Annotated in this window: 18 protein-coding genes; 8 read left to right on the top strand and 10 right to left on the bottom strand. The window is 58.1% G+C overall.

What is annotated here, in order from left to right:
• Nucleotides 1-14: 14 nt before the first annotated feature.
• The 8 genes from phbB to ACR0MJ_RS16335 all read right to left on the bottom strand — a co-directional run bounded on the left by phbB (nucleotide 15) and on the right by ACR0MJ_RS16335 (nucleotide 5,921).
• Nucleotides 15-737 carry an acetoacetyl-CoA reductase gene (gene phbB, locus ACR0MJ_RS16370; protein ID WP_170395744.1) on the bottom strand — a complete coding sequence of 241 codons (723 nt, stop codon included), beginning with the start codon at nucleotides 735-737 and terminating at the stop codon, nucleotides 15-17.
• Nucleotides 738-924: 187 nt separating this feature from the next.
• A complete protein-coding gene (locus ACR0MJ_RS16365) occupies nucleotides 925-2,100 on the bottom strand; it encodes an acetyl-CoA C-acetyltransferase (protein WP_170395746.1) in 1,176 nt (391 codons plus the stop codon).
• Nucleotides 2,101-2,294: 194 nt separating this feature from the next.
• Nucleotides 2,295-3,128, bottom strand: a complete 834-nt coding sequence (locus ACR0MJ_RS16360) for an EAL domain-containing protein (RefSeq protein WP_480761766.1) — start codon at nucleotides 3,126-3,128, stop codon at nucleotides 2,295-2,297.
• A 110-nt stretch (nucleotides 3,129-3,238) separates the two neighbouring features.
• The gene (locus tag ACR0MJ_RS16355; RefSeq protein ID WP_480761765.1) at nucleotides 3,239-3,427 is read right to left on the bottom strand and encodes a hypothetical protein; all 189 of its coding nucleotides are present in this window, start codon (nucleotides 3,425-3,427) and stop codon (nucleotides 3,239-3,241) included.
• Nucleotides 3,428-3,517: 90 nt separating this feature from the next.
• Nucleotides 3,518-4,489: a sterol desaturase family protein gene (locus tag ACR0MJ_RS16350; RefSeq protein WP_170395752.1), complete on the bottom strand. Its 972-nt coding sequence runs from the start codon at nucleotides 4,487-4,489 to the stop codon at nucleotides 3,518-3,520.
• On the bottom strand, nucleotides 4,486-4,872 hold the full coding sequence (locus tag ACR0MJ_RS16345; protein ID WP_170395754.1) for a hypothetical protein: 387 nt from the start codon (nucleotides 4,870-4,872) through the stop codon (nucleotides 4,486-4,488). The genes ACR0MJ_RS16350 and ACR0MJ_RS16345 overlap by 4 nt, the downstream gene beginning before the upstream one ends.
• Before the next feature lie 59 nt (nucleotides 4,873-4,931).
• Nucleotides 4,932-5,261, bottom strand: coding sequence for a hypothetical protein (locus tag ACR0MJ_RS16340; RefSeq protein WP_170395756.1), 330 nt, complete (start codon nucleotides 5,259-5,261; stop codon nucleotides 4,932-4,934).
• Nucleotides 5,262-5,354: 93 nt separating this feature from the next.
• The gene (locus ACR0MJ_RS16335; protein ID WP_480761764.1) at nucleotides 5,355-5,921 is read right to left on the bottom strand and encodes a TlpA disulfide reductase family protein; all 567 of its coding nucleotides are present in this window, start codon (nucleotides 5,919-5,921) and stop codon (nucleotides 5,355-5,357) included.
• A gap of 21 nt (nucleotides 5,922-5,942) precedes the next feature.
• Here ACR0MJ_RS16335 and argH point away from each other — a divergent pair, with 21 nt between their 5' ends.
• The 4 genes from argH (at nucleotide 5,943) to ACR0MJ_RS16315 (ending at nucleotide 11,656) form a co-directional block, all read left to right on the top strand.
• Entirely contained in the window at nucleotides 5,943-7,331 is a 1,389-nt protein-coding gene (gene argH, locus ACR0MJ_RS16330; RefSeq protein ID WP_170408352.1) for an argininosuccinate lyase, read from the top strand.
• The gene (locus tag ACR0MJ_RS16325; RefSeq protein ID WP_480761762.1) at nucleotides 7,331-7,513 is read left to right on the top strand and encodes an argininosuccinate lyase; all 183 of its coding nucleotides are present in this window, start codon (nucleotides 7,331-7,333) and stop codon (nucleotides 7,511-7,513) included. Before argH ends, ACR0MJ_RS16325 begins: the two co-directional genes overlap by 1 nt.
• Before the next feature lie 294 nt (nucleotides 7,514-7,807).
• Nucleotides 7,808-9,073: a diaminopimelate decarboxylase gene (gene lysA / locus ACR0MJ_RS16320; RefSeq protein WP_170408351.1), complete on the top strand. Its 1,266-nt coding sequence runs from the start codon at nucleotides 7,808-7,810 to the stop codon at nucleotides 9,071-9,073.
• A 36-nt stretch (nucleotides 9,074-9,109) separates the two neighbouring features.
• A complete protein-coding gene (locus ACR0MJ_RS16315; protein WP_480761760.1) occupies nucleotides 9,110-11,656 on the top strand; it encodes a TIGR02302 family protein in 2,547 nt (848 codons plus the stop codon).
• Here ACR0MJ_RS16315 and ACR0MJ_RS16310 read toward each other — a convergent pair.
• Entirely contained in the window at nucleotides 11,653-12,420 is a 768-nt protein-coding gene (locus ACR0MJ_RS16310; protein ID WP_480761759.1) for a zinc-ribbon domain-containing protein, read from the bottom strand. The genes ACR0MJ_RS16315 and ACR0MJ_RS16310 overlap by 4 nt on opposite strands.
• Before the next feature lie 182 nt (nucleotides 12,421-12,602).
• Between ACR0MJ_RS16310 and ACR0MJ_RS16305 the strand changes: the two genes are divergently transcribed.
• From ACR0MJ_RS16305 to ACR0MJ_RS16290, 4 genes are read left to right on the top strand one after another with little or no spacing between them, the layout of a single operon-like run.
• Nucleotides 12,603-13,280 (top strand): cell division ATP-binding protein FtsE, encoded by a 678-nt coding sequence (locus ACR0MJ_RS16305; RefSeq protein WP_170423929.1) that lies wholly within the window; start codon nucleotides 12,603-12,605, stop codon nucleotides 13,278-13,280.
• Nucleotides 13,277-14,176: a cell division protein FtsX gene (locus tag ACR0MJ_RS16300; RefSeq protein WP_480761758.1), complete on the top strand. Its 900-nt coding sequence runs from the start codon at nucleotides 13,277-13,279 to the stop codon at nucleotides 14,174-14,176. The genes ACR0MJ_RS16305 and ACR0MJ_RS16300 overlap by 4 nt, the downstream gene beginning before the upstream one ends.
• Nucleotides 14,176-14,916, top strand: coding sequence for a lysophospholipid acyltransferase family protein (locus ACR0MJ_RS16295; RefSeq protein ID WP_480571499.1), 741 nt, complete (start codon nucleotides 14,176-14,178; stop codon nucleotides 14,914-14,916). Before ACR0MJ_RS16300 ends, ACR0MJ_RS16295 begins: the two co-directional genes overlap by 1 nt.
• Complete coding sequence (locus ACR0MJ_RS16290) at nucleotides 14,903-15,508, top strand: pyridoxamine 5'-phosphate oxidase family protein (RefSeq protein WP_170612867.1); 606 nt, start codon at nucleotides 14,903-14,905, stop codon at nucleotides 15,506-15,508. The genes ACR0MJ_RS16295 and ACR0MJ_RS16290 overlap by 14 nt, the downstream gene beginning before the upstream one ends.
• A gap of 17 nt (nucleotides 15,509-15,525) precedes the next feature.
• Here the strand turns inward: ACR0MJ_RS16290 and ACR0MJ_RS16285 are convergent, their stop codons facing one another.
• Nucleotides 15,526-15,834, bottom strand: a complete 309-nt coding sequence (locus ACR0MJ_RS16285; protein ID WP_170513910.1) for an EthD family reductase — start codon at nucleotides 15,832-15,834, stop codon at nucleotides 15,526-15,528.
• Nucleotides 15,835-15,880 lie beyond the last annotated feature (46 nt).

Here is a 15,880-nt window from a genome sequence, read left to right as displayed (position 1 = left end):
CTCAGGTCGCCGGTTTAGACGAAGAACTGTGCACCGTTTGCGGAAATGGTCGAGCCGTTGATGAACTGCGAATCGTCCGATGCCAGGAAGGCGACGCAACGCGCGATTTCTTCCGGTTCACCCAGACGACCAGCCGGGATTTGACCGATGATCGATTCGCGCACTTTTTCCGGCACGGCCATGACCATTTCGGTCGCGATGTAGCCGGGGCAGATCGCGTTGGCCGTGATACCGGCCCGCGCACCTTCCTGCGCCAGAGATTTCACGATGCCCAGATCGCCCGCTTTGGTTGCGGCATAGTTGACCTGCGCAAACTGGCCTTTCTGACCGTTGATCGAGCTGATCACGATGATACGACCAAATTTACGCTCGCGCATACCCGGCCATACCGGGTGCACGGTGTTGAAAACACCAGTCAGATTGGTGTCGATGACCTGATGCCACTGTTCAGGTGTCATCTTGTGGAACGGTGCGTCGCGGGTGATGCCTGCGTTGGCGACCACGATGTCGATCGGGCCGACCTCGGCCTCGACTTTTTCGATACCCGCTTTGGATTCGTCGTAATCCGCAACATTCCATTTATAGGTTTTGATACCGGTTTCGTCGGTGAACTTTGCGGCGGCTTCGTCATTGCCTGCATAAGTGGCGGCAACATTGTATCCTTCGGCCTTCAGCGCCTTGGAAATTGCTGCGCCGATGCCGCGGGAACCGCCGGTTACGAGTGCTGTACGTGCCATTTAGGACTCCTCCAAATTTAGTCGTCTTGGTAATTCTGTTACTCTGAGAGTTAAGGGTGCGCAATATCGTTTCGTGATCGATCTTGTCTTTCTGTCCGGCGATATTGTCGCATCTAAGGGGTATGATCCGATTGTAACAAAAAAGGGCGCCCAGTGGACGCCCTTTTGTATTTAGTTTTCAGCGCACTTAGTCACGCTCCACACACAGGGCGACACCCATGCCGCCGCCGATGCAGAGGGTCGCGAGACCTTTCTTGGCATCCCGGCGCTTCATTTCGAACAGCAGGGTGTTCAGAACCCGGCAGCCGGACGCGCCGATTGGGTGTCCGATGGCAATTGCACCACCGTTGACGTTTACGATCGACGGATCCCAACCCATGTCTTTGTTTACAGCGCAGGCTTGCGCTGCGAAGGCTTCGTTGGCTTCGACCAGATCCAGATCATCGACCGACCATCCAGCTTTCTCCAGAGCCTTGCGCGAAGCGTAGATCGGGCCAACGCCCATGATCGACGGGTCAAGTCCGGCGGTCGCGTAGGATGCAATTCGGGCCAAGGGCTCAATCCCACGCTTTTCGGCATTCTCAGCCGACATCAGCAGGGTGGCTGCGGCACCGTCATTCAGGCCCGAAGCGTTTGCGGCCGTGACAGAACCGTCCTTGGCGAAGGCGGGGCGCAGTTTGCCCATGGCTTCGATTGTCGCGCCGTGGCGGATGTATTCGTCCTTGTCCATCACGATGTCGCCCTTGCGGGTCTTGATGGTGAAGGGCACGATTTCATCGGCGAACTTGCCAGCATTCTGGGCCGCTTCGGCTTTGTTTTGCGAGGCGACCGCAAATTCATCCTGCATATCGCGGCTGATCTGCCATTTCTCGGCGACGTTCTCAGCCGTTTGACCCATGTGATAGCCGTTGAAGGCATCCCACAGACCATCGCGGATCATCGTGTCGATGTATTTCATGTCACCCATCTTATGACCGGCGCGCAGGGCGGCGGCATGGGGCGACAGGGTCATGTTTTCTTGTCCACCAGCGGCAACGATGTCGGCATCGCCCAACTGGATATGCTGTGCACCCAGAGCAACAGCACGCAGACCCGAACCGCAGACCTGGTTGATGCCCCAAGCCGCGCTTTCCTGCGGCAGGCCCGCATTTATATGCGCCTGGCGCGCTGGGTTCTGACCTTGGGCGGCAGTCAGGACCTGGCCCATGATGGTTTCGCTTACTTCGCCCTTGTCGATCCCGGCACGTTCGACAACTGCTTCAAGGACGGCAGCGCCCAGATCATGTGCGGGGGTGTTCGCAAACGAACCGCTAAAGCTACCGACGCCCGTACGTGCGGCGGATGCGATTACTACGTTGGTCATAAAGTCAATCCTTTACCGTCATGGTCCTGTGGGAAATCTGACGGCGCGGTGTAAGGAGAAGTCTTCTCCGGGTGCAAGAGCGCCTCGTGATCCCCCGCTCAAGCATCTTCTGCAATAACGCAATGCTGCATCTGCAGCAACGGACAGCTTGTCTCAGAGTGAGCCTTGGCGGTGTTCCGCGCGACCAGCAGCTATCAACTGCCCGTTTTTGCAGCTTTTTCCGAGCTCCAGGGCGGAGTGACTGAAGGCGCCCCATATAGGAAGCCCTGCAGACAATCGACACCGTTTGCGATCAGGAAATGAGCATCTTCGTCACTTTCGACCGATTCGGCAGTGACAAGAATTTCGAATTCCCGCGCAACTGCAATCAGTGCGCGCACCAGCGATTGATTGTCGGGATTGCTGCTGATGCCCCTGATAAACTGCCCATCGATCTTGGCGGCATCGAACAGAAATTCACGAAAGTGGCGAAAGCCAAAGTTACTGGCCCCAAAATCATCCAGCGCAAAGGCGATACCGCGGGCTTGTTGGCGATCCATGAAATCTACCACCAGTTCGGGCACCTGCATCGCCGAAGATTCTGAGATTTCCAGAATCAACCTTTCGCCCAAGCTTGCGTCTTTTTTCAGAAACCTATCCAGCACACTCGACCAGTTGGAATAACCGATGGACCGCGCGGACATGTTGATCGACAGGCGGATGCTAGGGTTGCGGATCAGAGTGCGCAGCCCCATTTCAAGCGCGACGCAATCAAGGTCCCGGCCAATTGGCGTGTTTTCAACCTGTGGCATGAACTCGCGCGCGGGGATGACGCGGCCGGTTTCATCCAATACACGGATGAACCCTTCGTAGAACGCGATGCACTGAGGAGGATGTGCTTGAACGACAGGCTGGAACGCCAGCCTGCATTGTCTATGCTTCACGGCTTCGGTCGCCATCTGTACCACCGATCGATCCCGTGAAGTGACGGCGGCGCTCAAAGGGTCGTCCGATCCCTCGGGCAGGTCTGCGCGTTTCCTGTTTCCCATGACGTACCGTTCCCCTGATCCCGATGATTTTGGCCGGGGCCAGTTTCAGGGAAGACAGGTAAAACCGGGGTTAACACTCAAAATTTTATCGCAGGTGGCGGGGTGGAAGATCAGTGTGTTGATTGCCAAGCATGACGCAGCGAAGCAGCCGCACCGATAAGCGCTCCTAAAAGTCCCAGCGCGGCCATGACATATCCCAGCCCCAATAGCGCGGGCATTGCTCCGTTGAGTGCGGCGGTCATTGCGATGACGAGGCCCAGCAAACCTGTGATCGTAGAAATTCTCATCAGCTTTGACATGCGGACCTCCGGAAATGCACTCTTAAAACATCTCAGGGGATATGGAGCGCTTGTGCCAAATTTCAAGCAAAGAAAAGGTCTTTTTGAGACCTAGGCCCGCTTGGCTGTGGAAGCAGGTGATTTGGTGCCGAACTGCTCGAATCCCGGTGTGCCGTGATCTTGCGGATGGCGGACAAGGTGCTTGGCCTTGATCTGTTGGGAATTGTCGCGGCTGCCATCGTGGCTATAGCCCGGAGGGGCAAAACAATAAGCCAGACGTTGGCGCAAGGTCAGGCCCGGTTGGGTGGCGTCCCGCCAGATTCCAACCCATTCATGAAACGCCACGCGCAGCGGATTGAACGTGCCGATATTGTGGACAAGCCCATAGTCGACCTTGTCATCTTCTTGCTCGGGGACAAATGTGCCGAACATCTTGTCCCAGATGATAAAGACACCCGCATAGTTGCAATCAAGATATCGCGCATTTCGCCCATGATGGGCGCGGTGGTGACTGGGCGTATTCATGACGGCTTCGAACCAGCGCGGCATTTTGCCGATCGCTTCGGTATGGATCCAGAATTGGTAGATCAGGTTCAGACCTCCGACGAACAGCACCATCGCCGGGTGAAAGCCTAGTAAGATTAGCGGCGCACGTACCACCATCATAAAGGTGAATGTATAGGTCCAGGTCTGCCGCAGCGCCGTTGTCAGGTTGTAATGCTGTGAGCTGTGGTGGTTCACATGACTGGCCCAGACCCAGCGAATGCGGTGCCCAAAGCGGTGCACCCAGTAATACCGCAGATCGTCCAGTACAAAGCACAAGATGATGACCGGGATCGAGGTCCCTAGGTTGAGCGGTGTTATCTGCCACAGCCACATGAAAAACGCATATGCGATGAAGCCCAGCAAAAAGCCCGAGGCGATATTGCCTGCCCCCATGATCAGCGAGGTCAAGGCATCGCGGGTTTCGTACCTACCGCCCCGGCCTTTGATCGCGATCCAAAGGAATTCGGCCAGAATGGCCGCGATGAAGAAGGGCACGGCCCATTGCACCGCGTCGGGAAAGCTCACGTGATCGGTCATGCGGGATCCATCAGATATTGCCAGTGCTGGCGTTCGGTCTCATCAAGGTGGACGATGACCCGAGGAGTGCTGAAATCGTGGAACAGGACTTCAAAGCCTTCGGGATGATCCAGCCAATCGAAATCCCGTAAATGGCGGGCCACGGTATCGGCACCAAAGGACCACAGCAGACCGGCTCCGGTTTCGGTTCGGATAAGGGCGGCGTGACTATCATGGGCAACGGTTACGTCAATGATTGAATCATCTGGAAAGTGACGCAGCCACTGTTCCTGTGCTGTCTTGGGCGTCAGCACTTGCAAGCGTGATTTGCCCGTCAGATGCAGCAGCAAGGCGACCCCGGCAATGCCGCCGACGACGAGGATCAATAGTATTTCCAGCGGCATTCCATCCTCCTGCAGATAACCTGCAAGCGGGCGATTTGTCTGTCAAAGGTGGCGTGGCGTCAGCCGCTTTCCAGGCTTTCCAGAATCTCATGCTGGACGATGCGTGCGACAAACGGCATTAACCCGTCAGGGCCAGAGGCCCGATCTTTGAGATGGATGCAGATATCGGGCCTTCGCGCGGCGATGATGCCAACCATTTCTCCGCGTATCTTGTCATCAAGACCCGCGCCCATGATCGCACAGGCGATGCGCGGTTCCGCGTCCAGCTGCCGCCGCACCTCATCCTGATCATGCGCGCCCAGCCACTGAATCGGCAGGTGATCCAGTTGTTGTGCCACGTTGCCGATTACATTCGGCAACCGCCCAATCAACAGAACTACCGGTTTCATCGGAGTCTCCCTTTCTTCCGGTCGCAAACGAAAACCGGCCCGTTGGGGCCGGTCTCATTCTAACACAGATTTTCTGCAAGAGCGCGCGGGACCTCAGCTATTGCCTTCGACAAGCGCTGAAATTATCGCCTTGGCACTGTCCGAGTTCCATTCTGCATCACCGATCAGGCGTGCGATCTCATTGCCATCGGGGTCGATGATCACAGTGATCGGCAGGCCAATCACTCCCATTTCGCGTGCAACCGCCTGTTTCGGATCCTGATGGCGCGGCAAGTTGTCGATGCCGTTTTCGTCAAAGAACTTCTTGATCCCGGCAGGTGTGTTGCGACCGGTCGCCAGGGTCAGAACCTCGAATTTGTCACCGCCAAACTCCTGTTGCAGTTCAGCGATCTGAGGCATTTCTTTGCGGCACGGCGCACACCATGTGGCCCAGAAGTTCAGCAGCACATACTTGCCTTTGTAGTCGGCCAGCGATCCGGTGCCACCATCATCTTCTAGTTCAAAATCGACCACTTTGACCGGCTTGGGCTCACTATGCAGTATCAGCCGCTTCAGGCTGCCCTCACGCAATGGGCTAAGCGTTGCCGCATCTGTTGCCAAAGCGGCGTTTGCACCCAGCGCTAGGGCCATATAAAGGGGGATCAGACGTAACAGGCGCATATCAACTCCGGGTTTTCTTTCATGACCGATCAATCTTCGAACCAGATGTGGGGCGGCCGCTTTGCCGCTGGTCCAGACGCGATCATGGAGGCGATAAATGCCTCGATCGGGTTCGATCAGCGGATGGCAGCCCAGGACATCGCAGGCTCGCGCGCCCATGCCGCCATGTTGGCTGCCACAGGCGTTATTACTGATAGTGATGCGCACGCCATTCGGGAAGGCCTGCTCACCGTTTTGTCAGAAATTCAGAACGGAGAATTTCAGTTCTCGACTGCGCTGGAAGACATTCACATGAATGTCGAGGCGCGACTGAAAGAGGTGATCGGAGAACCCGCAGGCCGTCTGCACACGGGCCGGTCGCGAAACGACCAGGTGGCGACCGATTTCAAACTCTGGGTTCGCGACCAGCTAGATGCCGCAGAATCCGGTCTTCTGGCTCTGATCCGCGCGCTTTTGGCGCAGGCCGAGGCCGGGGCAGACTGGGTCATGCCCGGTTTCACCCACCTGCAAACCGCGCAGCCAGTAACCTGGGGTCACCACATGATGGCCTATGTCGAGATGTTTGGCCGCGATCTGTCCCGCGTGCGCGACGCCCGTGCCCGGATGAACGAATCCCCCTTGGGCGCAGCCGCGTTGGCCGGGACCTCTTTCCCAATCGACCGCCAGATGACAGCTGAGGCGCTGGGCTTCGACCGCCCCGCAGCCAACTCATTGGACGCTGTCAGCGACCGCGACTTCGCGTTGGAGTTCCTGTCGACCGCCTCGATTTGCGCCATGCACTTGTCGCGCTTTGCCGAGGAATTGGTAATCTGGTCCTCGGCCCAATTCCGGTTTGTATCACTGTCTGATCGCTTCTCGACTGGTTCATCAATCATGCCGCAAAAGAAGAACCCCGATGCAGCTGAGCTCATCCGTGCCAAGGTTGGCCGCATATTTGGTGCGAATACTGGCCTGATGATGGTGATGAAGGGGCTGCCTCTGACCTATTCCAAGGACATGCAGGAAGACAAAGAACAGGTATTTGATGCGGCAGATAACTGGATGCTGGCACTTGCCGCGATGGAAGGCATGGTCAAGGACATGACCGCCAATCGCGAAAGCCTGGCTGCCGCTGCCGGGTCTGGCTTTTCAACTGCGACCGACCTGGCCGACTGGTTGGTCCGCGTGCTGGGCCTGCCCTTCCGCGACGCGCACCATGTCACTGGATCGCTGGTGGCCATGGCTGAAAGCAAGGGCTGCGACCTACCGGATCTGACGCTGGAGGACATGCAATCGGTCCACGCGGACATCACCGACGACGTCTATTCTGTTCTTACCGTCGAAAATTCGGTAAACTCTCGCCAATCCTATGGCGGCACCGCACCGGATCAGGTGCGGGCCCAGATCAAGCGATGGAAGGCGCTGGTGTAATGCAGATACGACGGGTGGTGCTATTGATTGCGGTCGCAGTGGCCTTGGCCGGGTGTGGTGCCGATGGCGAACCCATACAGCCCACCATGAGCGCAAGCGTCGGCGTAGGCAGCAGCGGCACCTATGGCGGTGTTGGCGTTGGTCTCAGACGCGGTGGGCTGGGCGTTTATCTGGGGCTCTGAACTCCAAAATTGCAATTTACTGATCGCACACCCATCTGCATCTGACACGTCCTGAATGACAAAGAGAAAATGCATGAGACCTGTCGGCCTGATCCTCTGCCTCGCCGTACTTGCAGCTTGCGACCCGTCAGGCGCACCCCGAACGGAACCAACGGCCGCACCTAGCGGGTCCGGGGTCTCGGTTTCAGGATATGCGAGGGTTGGCGCGTCAAAGACGTTCTGAACCGCGACGGTGACCACAACCCTACCGGAATCATTTGATCCACATACCTCTTTTGGTCTAAGCGCGCAGGCATGGATCATTTTCTCTACCGCGACGGCGCGCTTTTCGCCGAGGATGTGCCAATCTCCGAAATCGCAGCCGCGGTCGGAACCCCGTTCTATGTCTATTCGACGGCGACGCTGCAGCGGCATTTCAAGCTGTTCGATGACGCGCTTGAGGGCACTGATCACCTAGTCTGCTATGCGATGAAAGCGGCCAGCAATCAAGCCATCCTGAAGACGCTGGCGCAGGCAGGTGCGGGAATGGATGTGGTTTCGGGCGGGGAATATCTGCGCGCCAAAGCCGCGGGCGTGCCCGGAGACAAGATTGTCTTTTCGGGCGTCGGCAAGACAGCGGATGAGATTCGTACCGCTCTGACCGGTGGCATTCGTCAGTTCAACGTCGAATCCGAGCCCGAAATGCAGGTGATCAATGCGGTTGCACTGGAATTGGGCAAGGTTGCGCCGATCACTGTTCGGGTGAATCCGGACGTGGATGCAAAAACCCACGCCAAGATCGCCACCGGCAAGTCCGAGAACAAGTTCGGTATCCCAATCTCGCGTGCGTCCGAGGTTTATGCACTGGCCGCAAGCCTTCCGGGACTGGAGGTGATTGGGATCGATGTCCATATCGGCTCACAACTAACCGAGCTTGAGCCGTTTGAACTGGCTTATATGAAGGTTGCGGAACTGACAGAGCGCCTACGCGCAGAGGGGCATAACATCCGCCGCCTCGATCTGGGCGGTGGTTTGGGTATTCCTTATGCCCGTTCCAACGACGCGCCTCCGCTGCCGGTTGAATATGGTGCGATGGTCAAGAAAACACTGGGCCATCTGGGCTGTGAGATCGAGATTGAGCCCGGTCGGCTGATCGCTGGCAATGCGGGTCTGATGGTGTCCAAGGTCATCTATGTTAAATCCGGCGAAGACCGCGATTTCCTGATCCTCGATGGCGCAATGAACGACCTCATCCGCCCCGCGATGTATGAGGCGTATCATGATATAGTGGCGGTCGAAGAACCTGCCGCAGGGGTCGAACAGCGCCCGTATGATATCGTTGGTCCGGTCTGTGAATCCGGGGATACCTTTGCAAAACAACGCAACATGCCGGCTTTGAAATCGGGCGATCTTATCGCATTCCGCAGTGCAGGTGCCTACGGTGCAGTCATGTCTAGCGAATACAATACGCGGCCCCTGATCCCTGAGGTTCTGGTGAACGGGGATCAATTTGCCGTAATTCGTGAACGCCCAAGCTTTGACGAAATCATAAACCGCGATACCATACCTGAGTGGCTTTGACGCGATAGGCGCGTCGGGCCGATCAGGAGGCCTGCCTTGCGCGACAACCAGACCTTGCCAATTCCAAGACTGTCCCTGTGGCTGACGCACGGGGGTATGCTGGCTGAGCAGGTGATGCGCGCCTTCTGGCCGTTCTTTTCTATTCTTATGGCGCTGCTGGCCGCCCTGATGCTGGGTCTGCACGATCTTGTGCGCATTGAAGCCGTTTGGATTTCTGCAGCGATCGGATTGATTGCTTTGATTGCGACAGCGGTTTTGGGAATCAGACGGTTCCACCTGCCAACCCGGGCCGAGGCGCTGGTTCGGCTGGATGAAACCCTGCCCGGACGCCCGATACAAGCACTGATGGACGATCAGGCAATCGGTGCGATGGATGCGGATTCGGTGGCACTGTGGCATGCGCACCAGACGCGCATGGCAGATCGTGCATCAAAGGCCGATCCGGTGAAACCCGACTTGCGGCTGGCGTCTCGCGATCCCTATGCGCTTCGCTATGCTGCCTTATTGGCACTCGTCGTTGCGGCTCTGTTCGGCTCGTTCTGGCGGATAGGCTCAGTCGCTGACATGACGCCGGGGACCGCTCAGGCGGGGCAGGGCCCGACTTGGGAGGGTTGGATTGAACCGCCGCGCTACACCGGGCTGCCAACGCTCTACCTTGCAGATCAGACCGATCCGACGTTGACGGTGCCTAAAGGCAGCCGCATCACACTTCGGTTCTACGGCGAGATCGGCGCGCACAGCCTGACAGAATCTTCGACACCTCTGGGCACCGAAGCCGCGACAGAACCGGAACAGGAATTTGTTGCGGAACGCTCGGGTCAGATGCGGATCGATGGCCCGGCCGGGCGCGATTGGGCGCTTGAGATCCTTCCGGACACTGCCCCCAGGATCGCGACGGCAGGAGTGGCGCAATCAGAGGCTGGCGGACAGATGAAGCTACCCTTCGCTGCTGCGGATGACTATGGAATCGTCTCCGGCACCGCCCGGATCGAATTGGACCTGCCTGCGGTCAACCGTCAATTCGGTCTTGCGACCGAGCCAGAACCGCGCGAGATCATTACGGTCGAGTTGCCAATGCCGATTACAGGCGATCGGACCGATTTCACCGAAGACTTGATCGAGGATTTCTCGCAGCACCCTTGGGCACATTTGCCGGTGAAAATAACCCTCATGGCCATCGATGCGGCGGATCAAGAGACGGTGGCAGAACCTTATCTGACAGAACTGCCCGCCCGTAGGTTCTTTGACCCATTGGCTGCTGCGGTGATCGAACAGCGGCGCGATCTGCTCTGGTCGCGCGAAAACGCGCTGCGTGTATCGCAATTGCTGCGCGCGGTTTCGCACCTACCCGAGGACCTGTTCCGCTCAGATACAGCGTATCTGCGTCTGCGTGTGATCCTGCGGCGGCTGGAGACCTTCGACAAATACAGCGCACTGAACGTCAAACAGCAGGAAGAAATTGCGCAAGCACTGTGGGATCTGGCGGTTCTGATCGAGGATGGCACGCTGGCCGACGCACTGGAACGGATGCGCCGTGCGCAGGAGCGTCTGACCGAAGCGATGCAGAACGGTGCCAGCGACGAAGAGATTGCCGAACTGATGCAGGAGCTGCGCGAAGCGACACAGGATTACATGCGGCAACTCCAGCGTCTGGCGCAGGAAAACGGTGAGACGCAGCAAGGACAGCAGGGCCAGAACGGCGAAACCCTGCAGATGACGCAGGATGACCTGCAGCGAATGATGGACCGCATTCAGGAGCTCATGGAACAAGGCCGCATGGCCGAAGCGCAGCAGGCATTGGAAGAGTTCCAGCAAATGATGGAAAACATGCGCGTCACACAAGGGCAGGGCCAAGGTGGCCAGTCCGAAGGACAGCAGGCCATGGAAGGGCTGGCAGAAACCCTGCGCGAACAACAGGGCCTCAGCGATCAGGCATTCCGCGACCTGCAGGAACAGTTCAACCCCGGTGCGCGAGCGGGCGAAAGTCAGGGCAATGAGGGTCGCAACGGTGGTCTGGGACGCGGCCAGAGCCATGAAGGCCAGGGCGGCCAGGGCCAGGGTCAGGATGAGGCTGGTGAAGGCCAGCAAGGTCAGGGGTCACTGGCGGATCGGCAGCAGGCGCTGCGGGATGAGTTGAATCGGCAGCAACAGGGTCTGCCCGGCGGTGGTACACCCGAAGGCGACGCTGCGCGCGAAGCATTGGGCCGTGCGGGCCGGGCCATGGACGACGCCGAAGAAGCCTTGCGCAGCGATGATCTGGCCGAGGCGATTGACCGTCAATCCGAGGCGATGGAAGCCTTGCGCGAAGGCATGCGTTCACTGGGCGAAGCCCTGGCGCAGAACCAGCAGAACCAGCCGGGTCAAGGGACCGAGGCCGGCGACATGCAGGCCAATAACCGCGATCCATTGGGTCGTACGCCAGGTTCCGCGGGATCAATCTCGACCGACGACAACCTGCTGCAAGGCGAAGATGTATATCGCCGTGCGCGCGAGTTGCTGGATGAAATCCGCCGTAGGACCGGTGAACAGGATCGGCCTCAGATCGAGTTGGAATACCTCAAGCGATTGCTCGAAAGGTTCTAGTTCTGCCCTGCGCCCCCGGTCTGTGTCTCAAGCCAAAGGCGCGCTTGATCGACCAGTGAGACATATGATTTCAACATCGGATCAGCCTGAGGAACCGCCTCGCTGATCTGATTGGCATTGCCATATATCAGAAACAGAATGACGCCGATGATAATGATCAAGGCAAAGCCACGCAGAAACCCACCGGATTTGCGGGCCGGAGCAACGGCTTCAGCTTCGTCCGATGTCAAGTCGCTGCGCAGACCCGAGTTGATCGCCTCAACATCCGGCAGCTCATCTTTCTGACCTGCGTCAGCGGCGGTTTCAGTGGCCGAGGGCCGTTTCGGTTTGACCTTGGGCTCTTCAGGCGGATCCAATGCCAGATCAGGTTGGCTTTCCAGATTGCTGCCTTCACGCTCGCGCAGTTCTGCCTCGCGTGCAGCCTCTTCCTTGAGGATGCTGGATACCGCCGGGTCTACGTTTCCAACACTCAATTCCTCGGGCGCATCGGGTTCTGGTGTGTCTTCTACCTTAACCTTTTCTGGCTCGGCCTTGGCCGCATCGGGTTCTGGCGCATCCTCTGACTTAACATCTTCCGGTTCGGCAAAGGCTGCCTGGATTGCAGTCGCAGATTTCGCTTCCGGCTCTGCTTTGCTGGCGACTGGATACTTTTCCTGAAACCAGGTCTCTTCGCAAGCCGAGCATTGAACTTCGCGCCCGTCCTCGGGGATCACTTCGTCCGGGACTTCGTACTGGGCGCTGCAATTCGGACACGTTAAACGCATTCTGCCTCCTGGCCTTCAAGGCTGGCCTGATAATAGTTTTTTCAGGGATGATATTCCGTTAAGACCCAACAGCAAAGCGTGTTTTCGGTTTCGCGGGCCAAGTGTCGCCAATTGGCCCCGCCCGAGGCATTGAATCCACCGCTGCGCTCGGGCAAGAGGTGAGCAGAACAAAGGGGGCAGGCGTGATCGAGCTGGAGAATATCAGCTATACCTACGGCGGTGGTGAGTTGCTAAGCGATGTTTCGCTGCAATTACAGCCCGGATCGTTCCACTTTCTGACCGGGCCTTCGGGTGCGGGCAAGACCACATTGCTGAAACTCTGTTATGGCGCGTTGTTGCCAACCTCGGGCAGGTTGATGGCCTTTGGTGAGGATATCGCCCGCATGGACCGTGATCAGATGGCGCTGCTGCGCCGCCGAATTGGCGTGGTGCATCAGGATTGCCGATTTTTGGATCACATGACGCTGGCCGAGAATGTCGCGTTGCCGCTGATGGTCTCGGGGCGCTCTGAAAATGGGCAGCAGGACGATCTGACTGAACTGCTGGGCTGGGTCGGGCTTGGCAGCAGGCTTGAGGCGCACCCGCCTGAACTATCGGGGGGCGAACGCCAGCGTGCCGCATTGGCCCGCGCAGTCATTCTATCGCCCGATGTGGTGCTTGCGGATGAACCCACCGGCAATGTGGACTGGGAGATGTCGCAACGACTTCTGCGCCTGCTGGTTGAATTGAACAGGATGGGAAAAACCGTGCTGATCGCCACCCATGACCTAAGCCTGATCCGCGCCGCCAAAAGCCAGGTTCAGGCTCGCGTTCTGCGTATCGCGCAGCGCCGGGTGCAGCTTGCGGGGGCGGATCTATGAGCAAGGGCACGATCCGCAATTTGCTGCGCCGTGACAGCCGCGCCGACCGGGTGGTGCCACCCACGGGCTTTACCGCGCAATTGACCCTGTTCGTGTCTGGTGCAATGGCCTTTCTGGCGGTTTTTGCGCTGGCTCTTTCTTTAGCCTCGGGCCGTGTGGCGGATCGTTGGGCTTCCGAGCTGGCGGGGGCAGCGACCTTGCGGATCAATGCCCCTGCAGATCAACGTGCGGCGCAAACCGAGGCTGCTTTGAATGTCCTCCAGCAAACGCCGGGTGTGGCTTCGGCTCGCGCGTTGACGAGCGAAGAGCAGGCCACACTGCTGTCACCCTGGTTCGGACCGGACTTGCCTCTGGACACTTTACCAATCCCGCAGCTGATAGAGATTATCGAAGGTGAGCCGGGTCTTGATGCGGCTGGCCTGCGGCTGCGGCTAGGGGCTGAGGTGCCGGGCGCAGTGCTGGATGATCACACTCGCTGGCGCGAGCCATTGGTTGATGCGGCCAATTCACTGCGGCGTCTGGGCTGGATTTCGATCCTGCTGATCGGTGGCGCCACTGCCGCCATGATCACGCTTGCCGCCAACGCCTCGCTTGCCGCCAACGCGCAGATAATCGAGGTTCTGCGTCAGGTCGGCGCGCGGGACCGGTTCATCGCCGGAGCGTTCGTGCGCCGCTTTACGTTCCGGGCGCTGTTTGGGGCAGCGGTTGGCACTTTGCTGGGTATGTCGGGTGTATTGTTGCTCCCCGAAGCCTCGGATGCGGGTGGTTTTCTCACTGGCCTTGGGTTTCAGGGTATCGGTTGGATCCTGCCCGTGCTGATCCCGGTATTGGGCGCGGCCGTTGCGTTTCTGGCCACATGGTCAGCCGCGCAGCGCAAGTTGAAGGAGCTTTCGTGATGTTCATGGCTATTCAATGGGTCCGGTCGCTGATCTTTATGATCACCATCTATGCCTGGATGCTGGTGCTGGGGCTTGTCTTTGCCCCCTATGCGCTGTTCGCCAAGCGTGGCGCATTGCGAGCATGCAAAACCTATGCGCGCACAACCAAGTGGTTGGCCCGCTGGATGGTCGGTATTCGCTGCGAAGTGCGCGGGGAAGTCCCACATGGCGAGGTTGTGATCGGCGCCAAGCACCAGTCGTTTCTGGACATCATTATAATCTTCGACGCCATCCCACACGGCAAATTCATCATGAAGCGAGAGCTTCTGTGGACGCCGGTCATTGGCATGTATGCGCGCCGTCTGGGATGTATCCCGGTCAATCGCGGAAAACGAGGGGCGGCGGTTGCCAAAATGGTCAAGGATGTTGCGCGCGAGTTCAGCGAACCCGGTCAGTTGGTGATCTACCCGCAAGGTACGCGCGTCGCGCCAGGGGTACACAAGCCTTACAAGGTTGGAACGGCGGTTCTGTATGAAGGGCTCGGGTTCCCGTGCGTACCCGTTGCCACAAATGCGGGCGTCTTCTGGCCCAGAACCGGTGTCATGCGCAAGCCCGGCACGGCGATTGTCGATTTCCTAAATCCAATCGAACCCGGCGTTGCGCGGAATGCCTTTCTGGAACGGCTGGAAAACGTGATTGAGACACGCTCGAACGAATTGATGAGAGAAGTGGGGTTTGATCCGGATGGAATTCGTTAAGGATATCACTGCCCTTGAGGCTCTGTATGGCACGCCCGGCGCAGCCTCCATACGCAAAGTGGCGCGGCGGCTAACACCGCTCTACCGCAAATGGATTATGGCCTCACGCTTGTGTATCCTCAGCACCGTCGGCTCCGAAGGTGTCGATGGCAGCCCGCGTGGAGATGAAGGGCCAGTTGTGTTGGAACTGGACCAAGGCACCCTGGCACTGCCGGATTGGCGGGGAAACAACCGCTTGGATTCCCTGCGAAATATCGTACTCGATCCACGCGTCTCATTGTTGTTCATGGTGCCCGGTTCGAACAATGTGGTTCGGGTAAATGGGAACGCTCAACTGACTGCTGATGAAGCCCTGCGCGCCCGGTTCGAAAAACACGGAAAACGCCCCGCAACCGTCATCGTAATCGAGATATCCGAGATTTACACACAATGCGCGCGCGCCCTGATCCGGGCCAGAACCTGGAGTGGCCACGATGAAAGCGAGGGCCTGCCGACGGCTGGCGAGATATTGTCGGAAATGACGTCAGGAGAGGAAGGCGGCGCGCAATATGATCAGGAATGGGGTGCCCGCGCCGCTAAAACCATGTGGTAGGCAAGGATGGCTCTGATTCAGCCGATCACCTCACCGATCAGCATCTGCGGTTTGACATTGGTGAAGTTTGGCAGATCGGCCAGGACAGGGCCTGCCTTTGACATAGCGTCGTTCATGGCGTCCTGATCTTCAAACATGATCGTTGCGATCGCGTAATGACCTGCTGGCGCTTCAGGGCCTCCCGCAATGCCTTTGGTTACGACCGTACGTTCGATATGTGACCCCATGTGCTCGCCGACAAGCGGAAGATGTGTGTCGACATAATAGTCGAAATCGAAATGTGTTTCTGTACCTATGGGATAGATCACCTGTAAACTGACGCTCATCTGACTTCCTTTCCAAAAGCAATGGAGTCAGTAAACCGCGTCTGAT

This window comes from Ruegeria sp. C6 (assembly GCF_056537625.1).
This window is presented reverse-complemented; position numbering and strand designations above follow the sequence as displayed.

Coding starts and splice junctions, on each gene's coding strand:
- ACR0MJ_RS16345 (WP_170395754.1), bottom strand. CDS start 4,872: ATGCCGCTGGAAATACTATTGATCCTCGTCGTCGGCGGCATTGCCGGG.
- ACR0MJ_RS16290 (WP_170612867.1), top strand. CDS start 14,903: ATGGAATTCGTTAAGGATATCACTGCCCTTGAGGCTCTGTATGGCACG.
- ACR0MJ_RS16350 (WP_170395752.1), bottom strand. CDS start 4,489: ATGACCGATCACGTGAGCTTTCCCGACGCGGTGCAATGGGCCGTGCCC.
- lysA (WP_170408351.1), top strand. CDS start 7,808: ATGGATCATTTTCTCTACCGCGACGGCGCGCTTTTCGCCGAGGATGTG.
- ACR0MJ_RS16355 (WP_480761765.1), bottom strand. CDS start 3,427: ATGTCAAAGCTGATGAGAATTTCTACGATCACAGGTTTGCTGGGCCTC.
- ACR0MJ_RS16285 (WP_170513910.1), bottom strand. CDS start 15,834: ATGAGCGTCAGTTTACAGGTGATCTATCCCATAGGTACAGAAACACAT.
- ACR0MJ_RS16295 (WP_480571499.1), top strand. CDS start 14,176: ATGTTCATGGCTATTCAATGGGTCCGGTCGCTGATCTTTATGATCACC.
- ACR0MJ_RS16310 (WP_480761759.1), bottom strand. CDS start 12,420: ATGCGTTTAACGTGTCCGAATTGCAGCGCCCAGTACGAAGTCCCGGAC.
- ACR0MJ_RS16340 (WP_170395756.1), bottom strand. CDS start 5,261: ATGAAACCGGTAGTTCTGTTGATTGGGCGGTTGCCGAATGTAATCGGC.
- phbB (WP_170395744.1), bottom strand. CDS start 737: ATGGCACGTACAGCACTCGTAACCGGCGGTTCCCGCGGCATCGGCGCA.
- ACR0MJ_RS16365 (WP_170395746.1), bottom strand. CDS start 2,100: ATGACCAACGTAGTAATCGCATCCGCCGCACGTACGGGCGTCGGTAGC.
- ACR0MJ_RS16335 (WP_480761764.1), bottom strand. CDS start 5,921: ATGCGCCTGTTACGTCTGATCCCCCTTTATATGGCCCTAGCGCTGGGT.
- argH (WP_170408352.1), top strand. CDS start 5,943: ATGACCGATCAATCTTCGAACCAGATGTGGGGCGGCCGCTTTGCCGCT.
- ACR0MJ_RS16325 (WP_480761762.1), top strand. CDS start 7,331: ATGCAGATACGACGGGTGGTGCTATTGATTGCGGTCGCAGTGGCCTTG.
- ACR0MJ_RS16300 (WP_480761758.1), top strand. CDS start 13,277: ATGAGCAAGGGCACGATCCGCAATTTGCTGCGCCGTGACAGCCGCGCC.
- ACR0MJ_RS16360 (WP_480761766.1), bottom strand. CDS start 3,128: ATGGGAAACAGGAAACGCGCAGACCTGCCCGAGGGATCGGACGACCCT.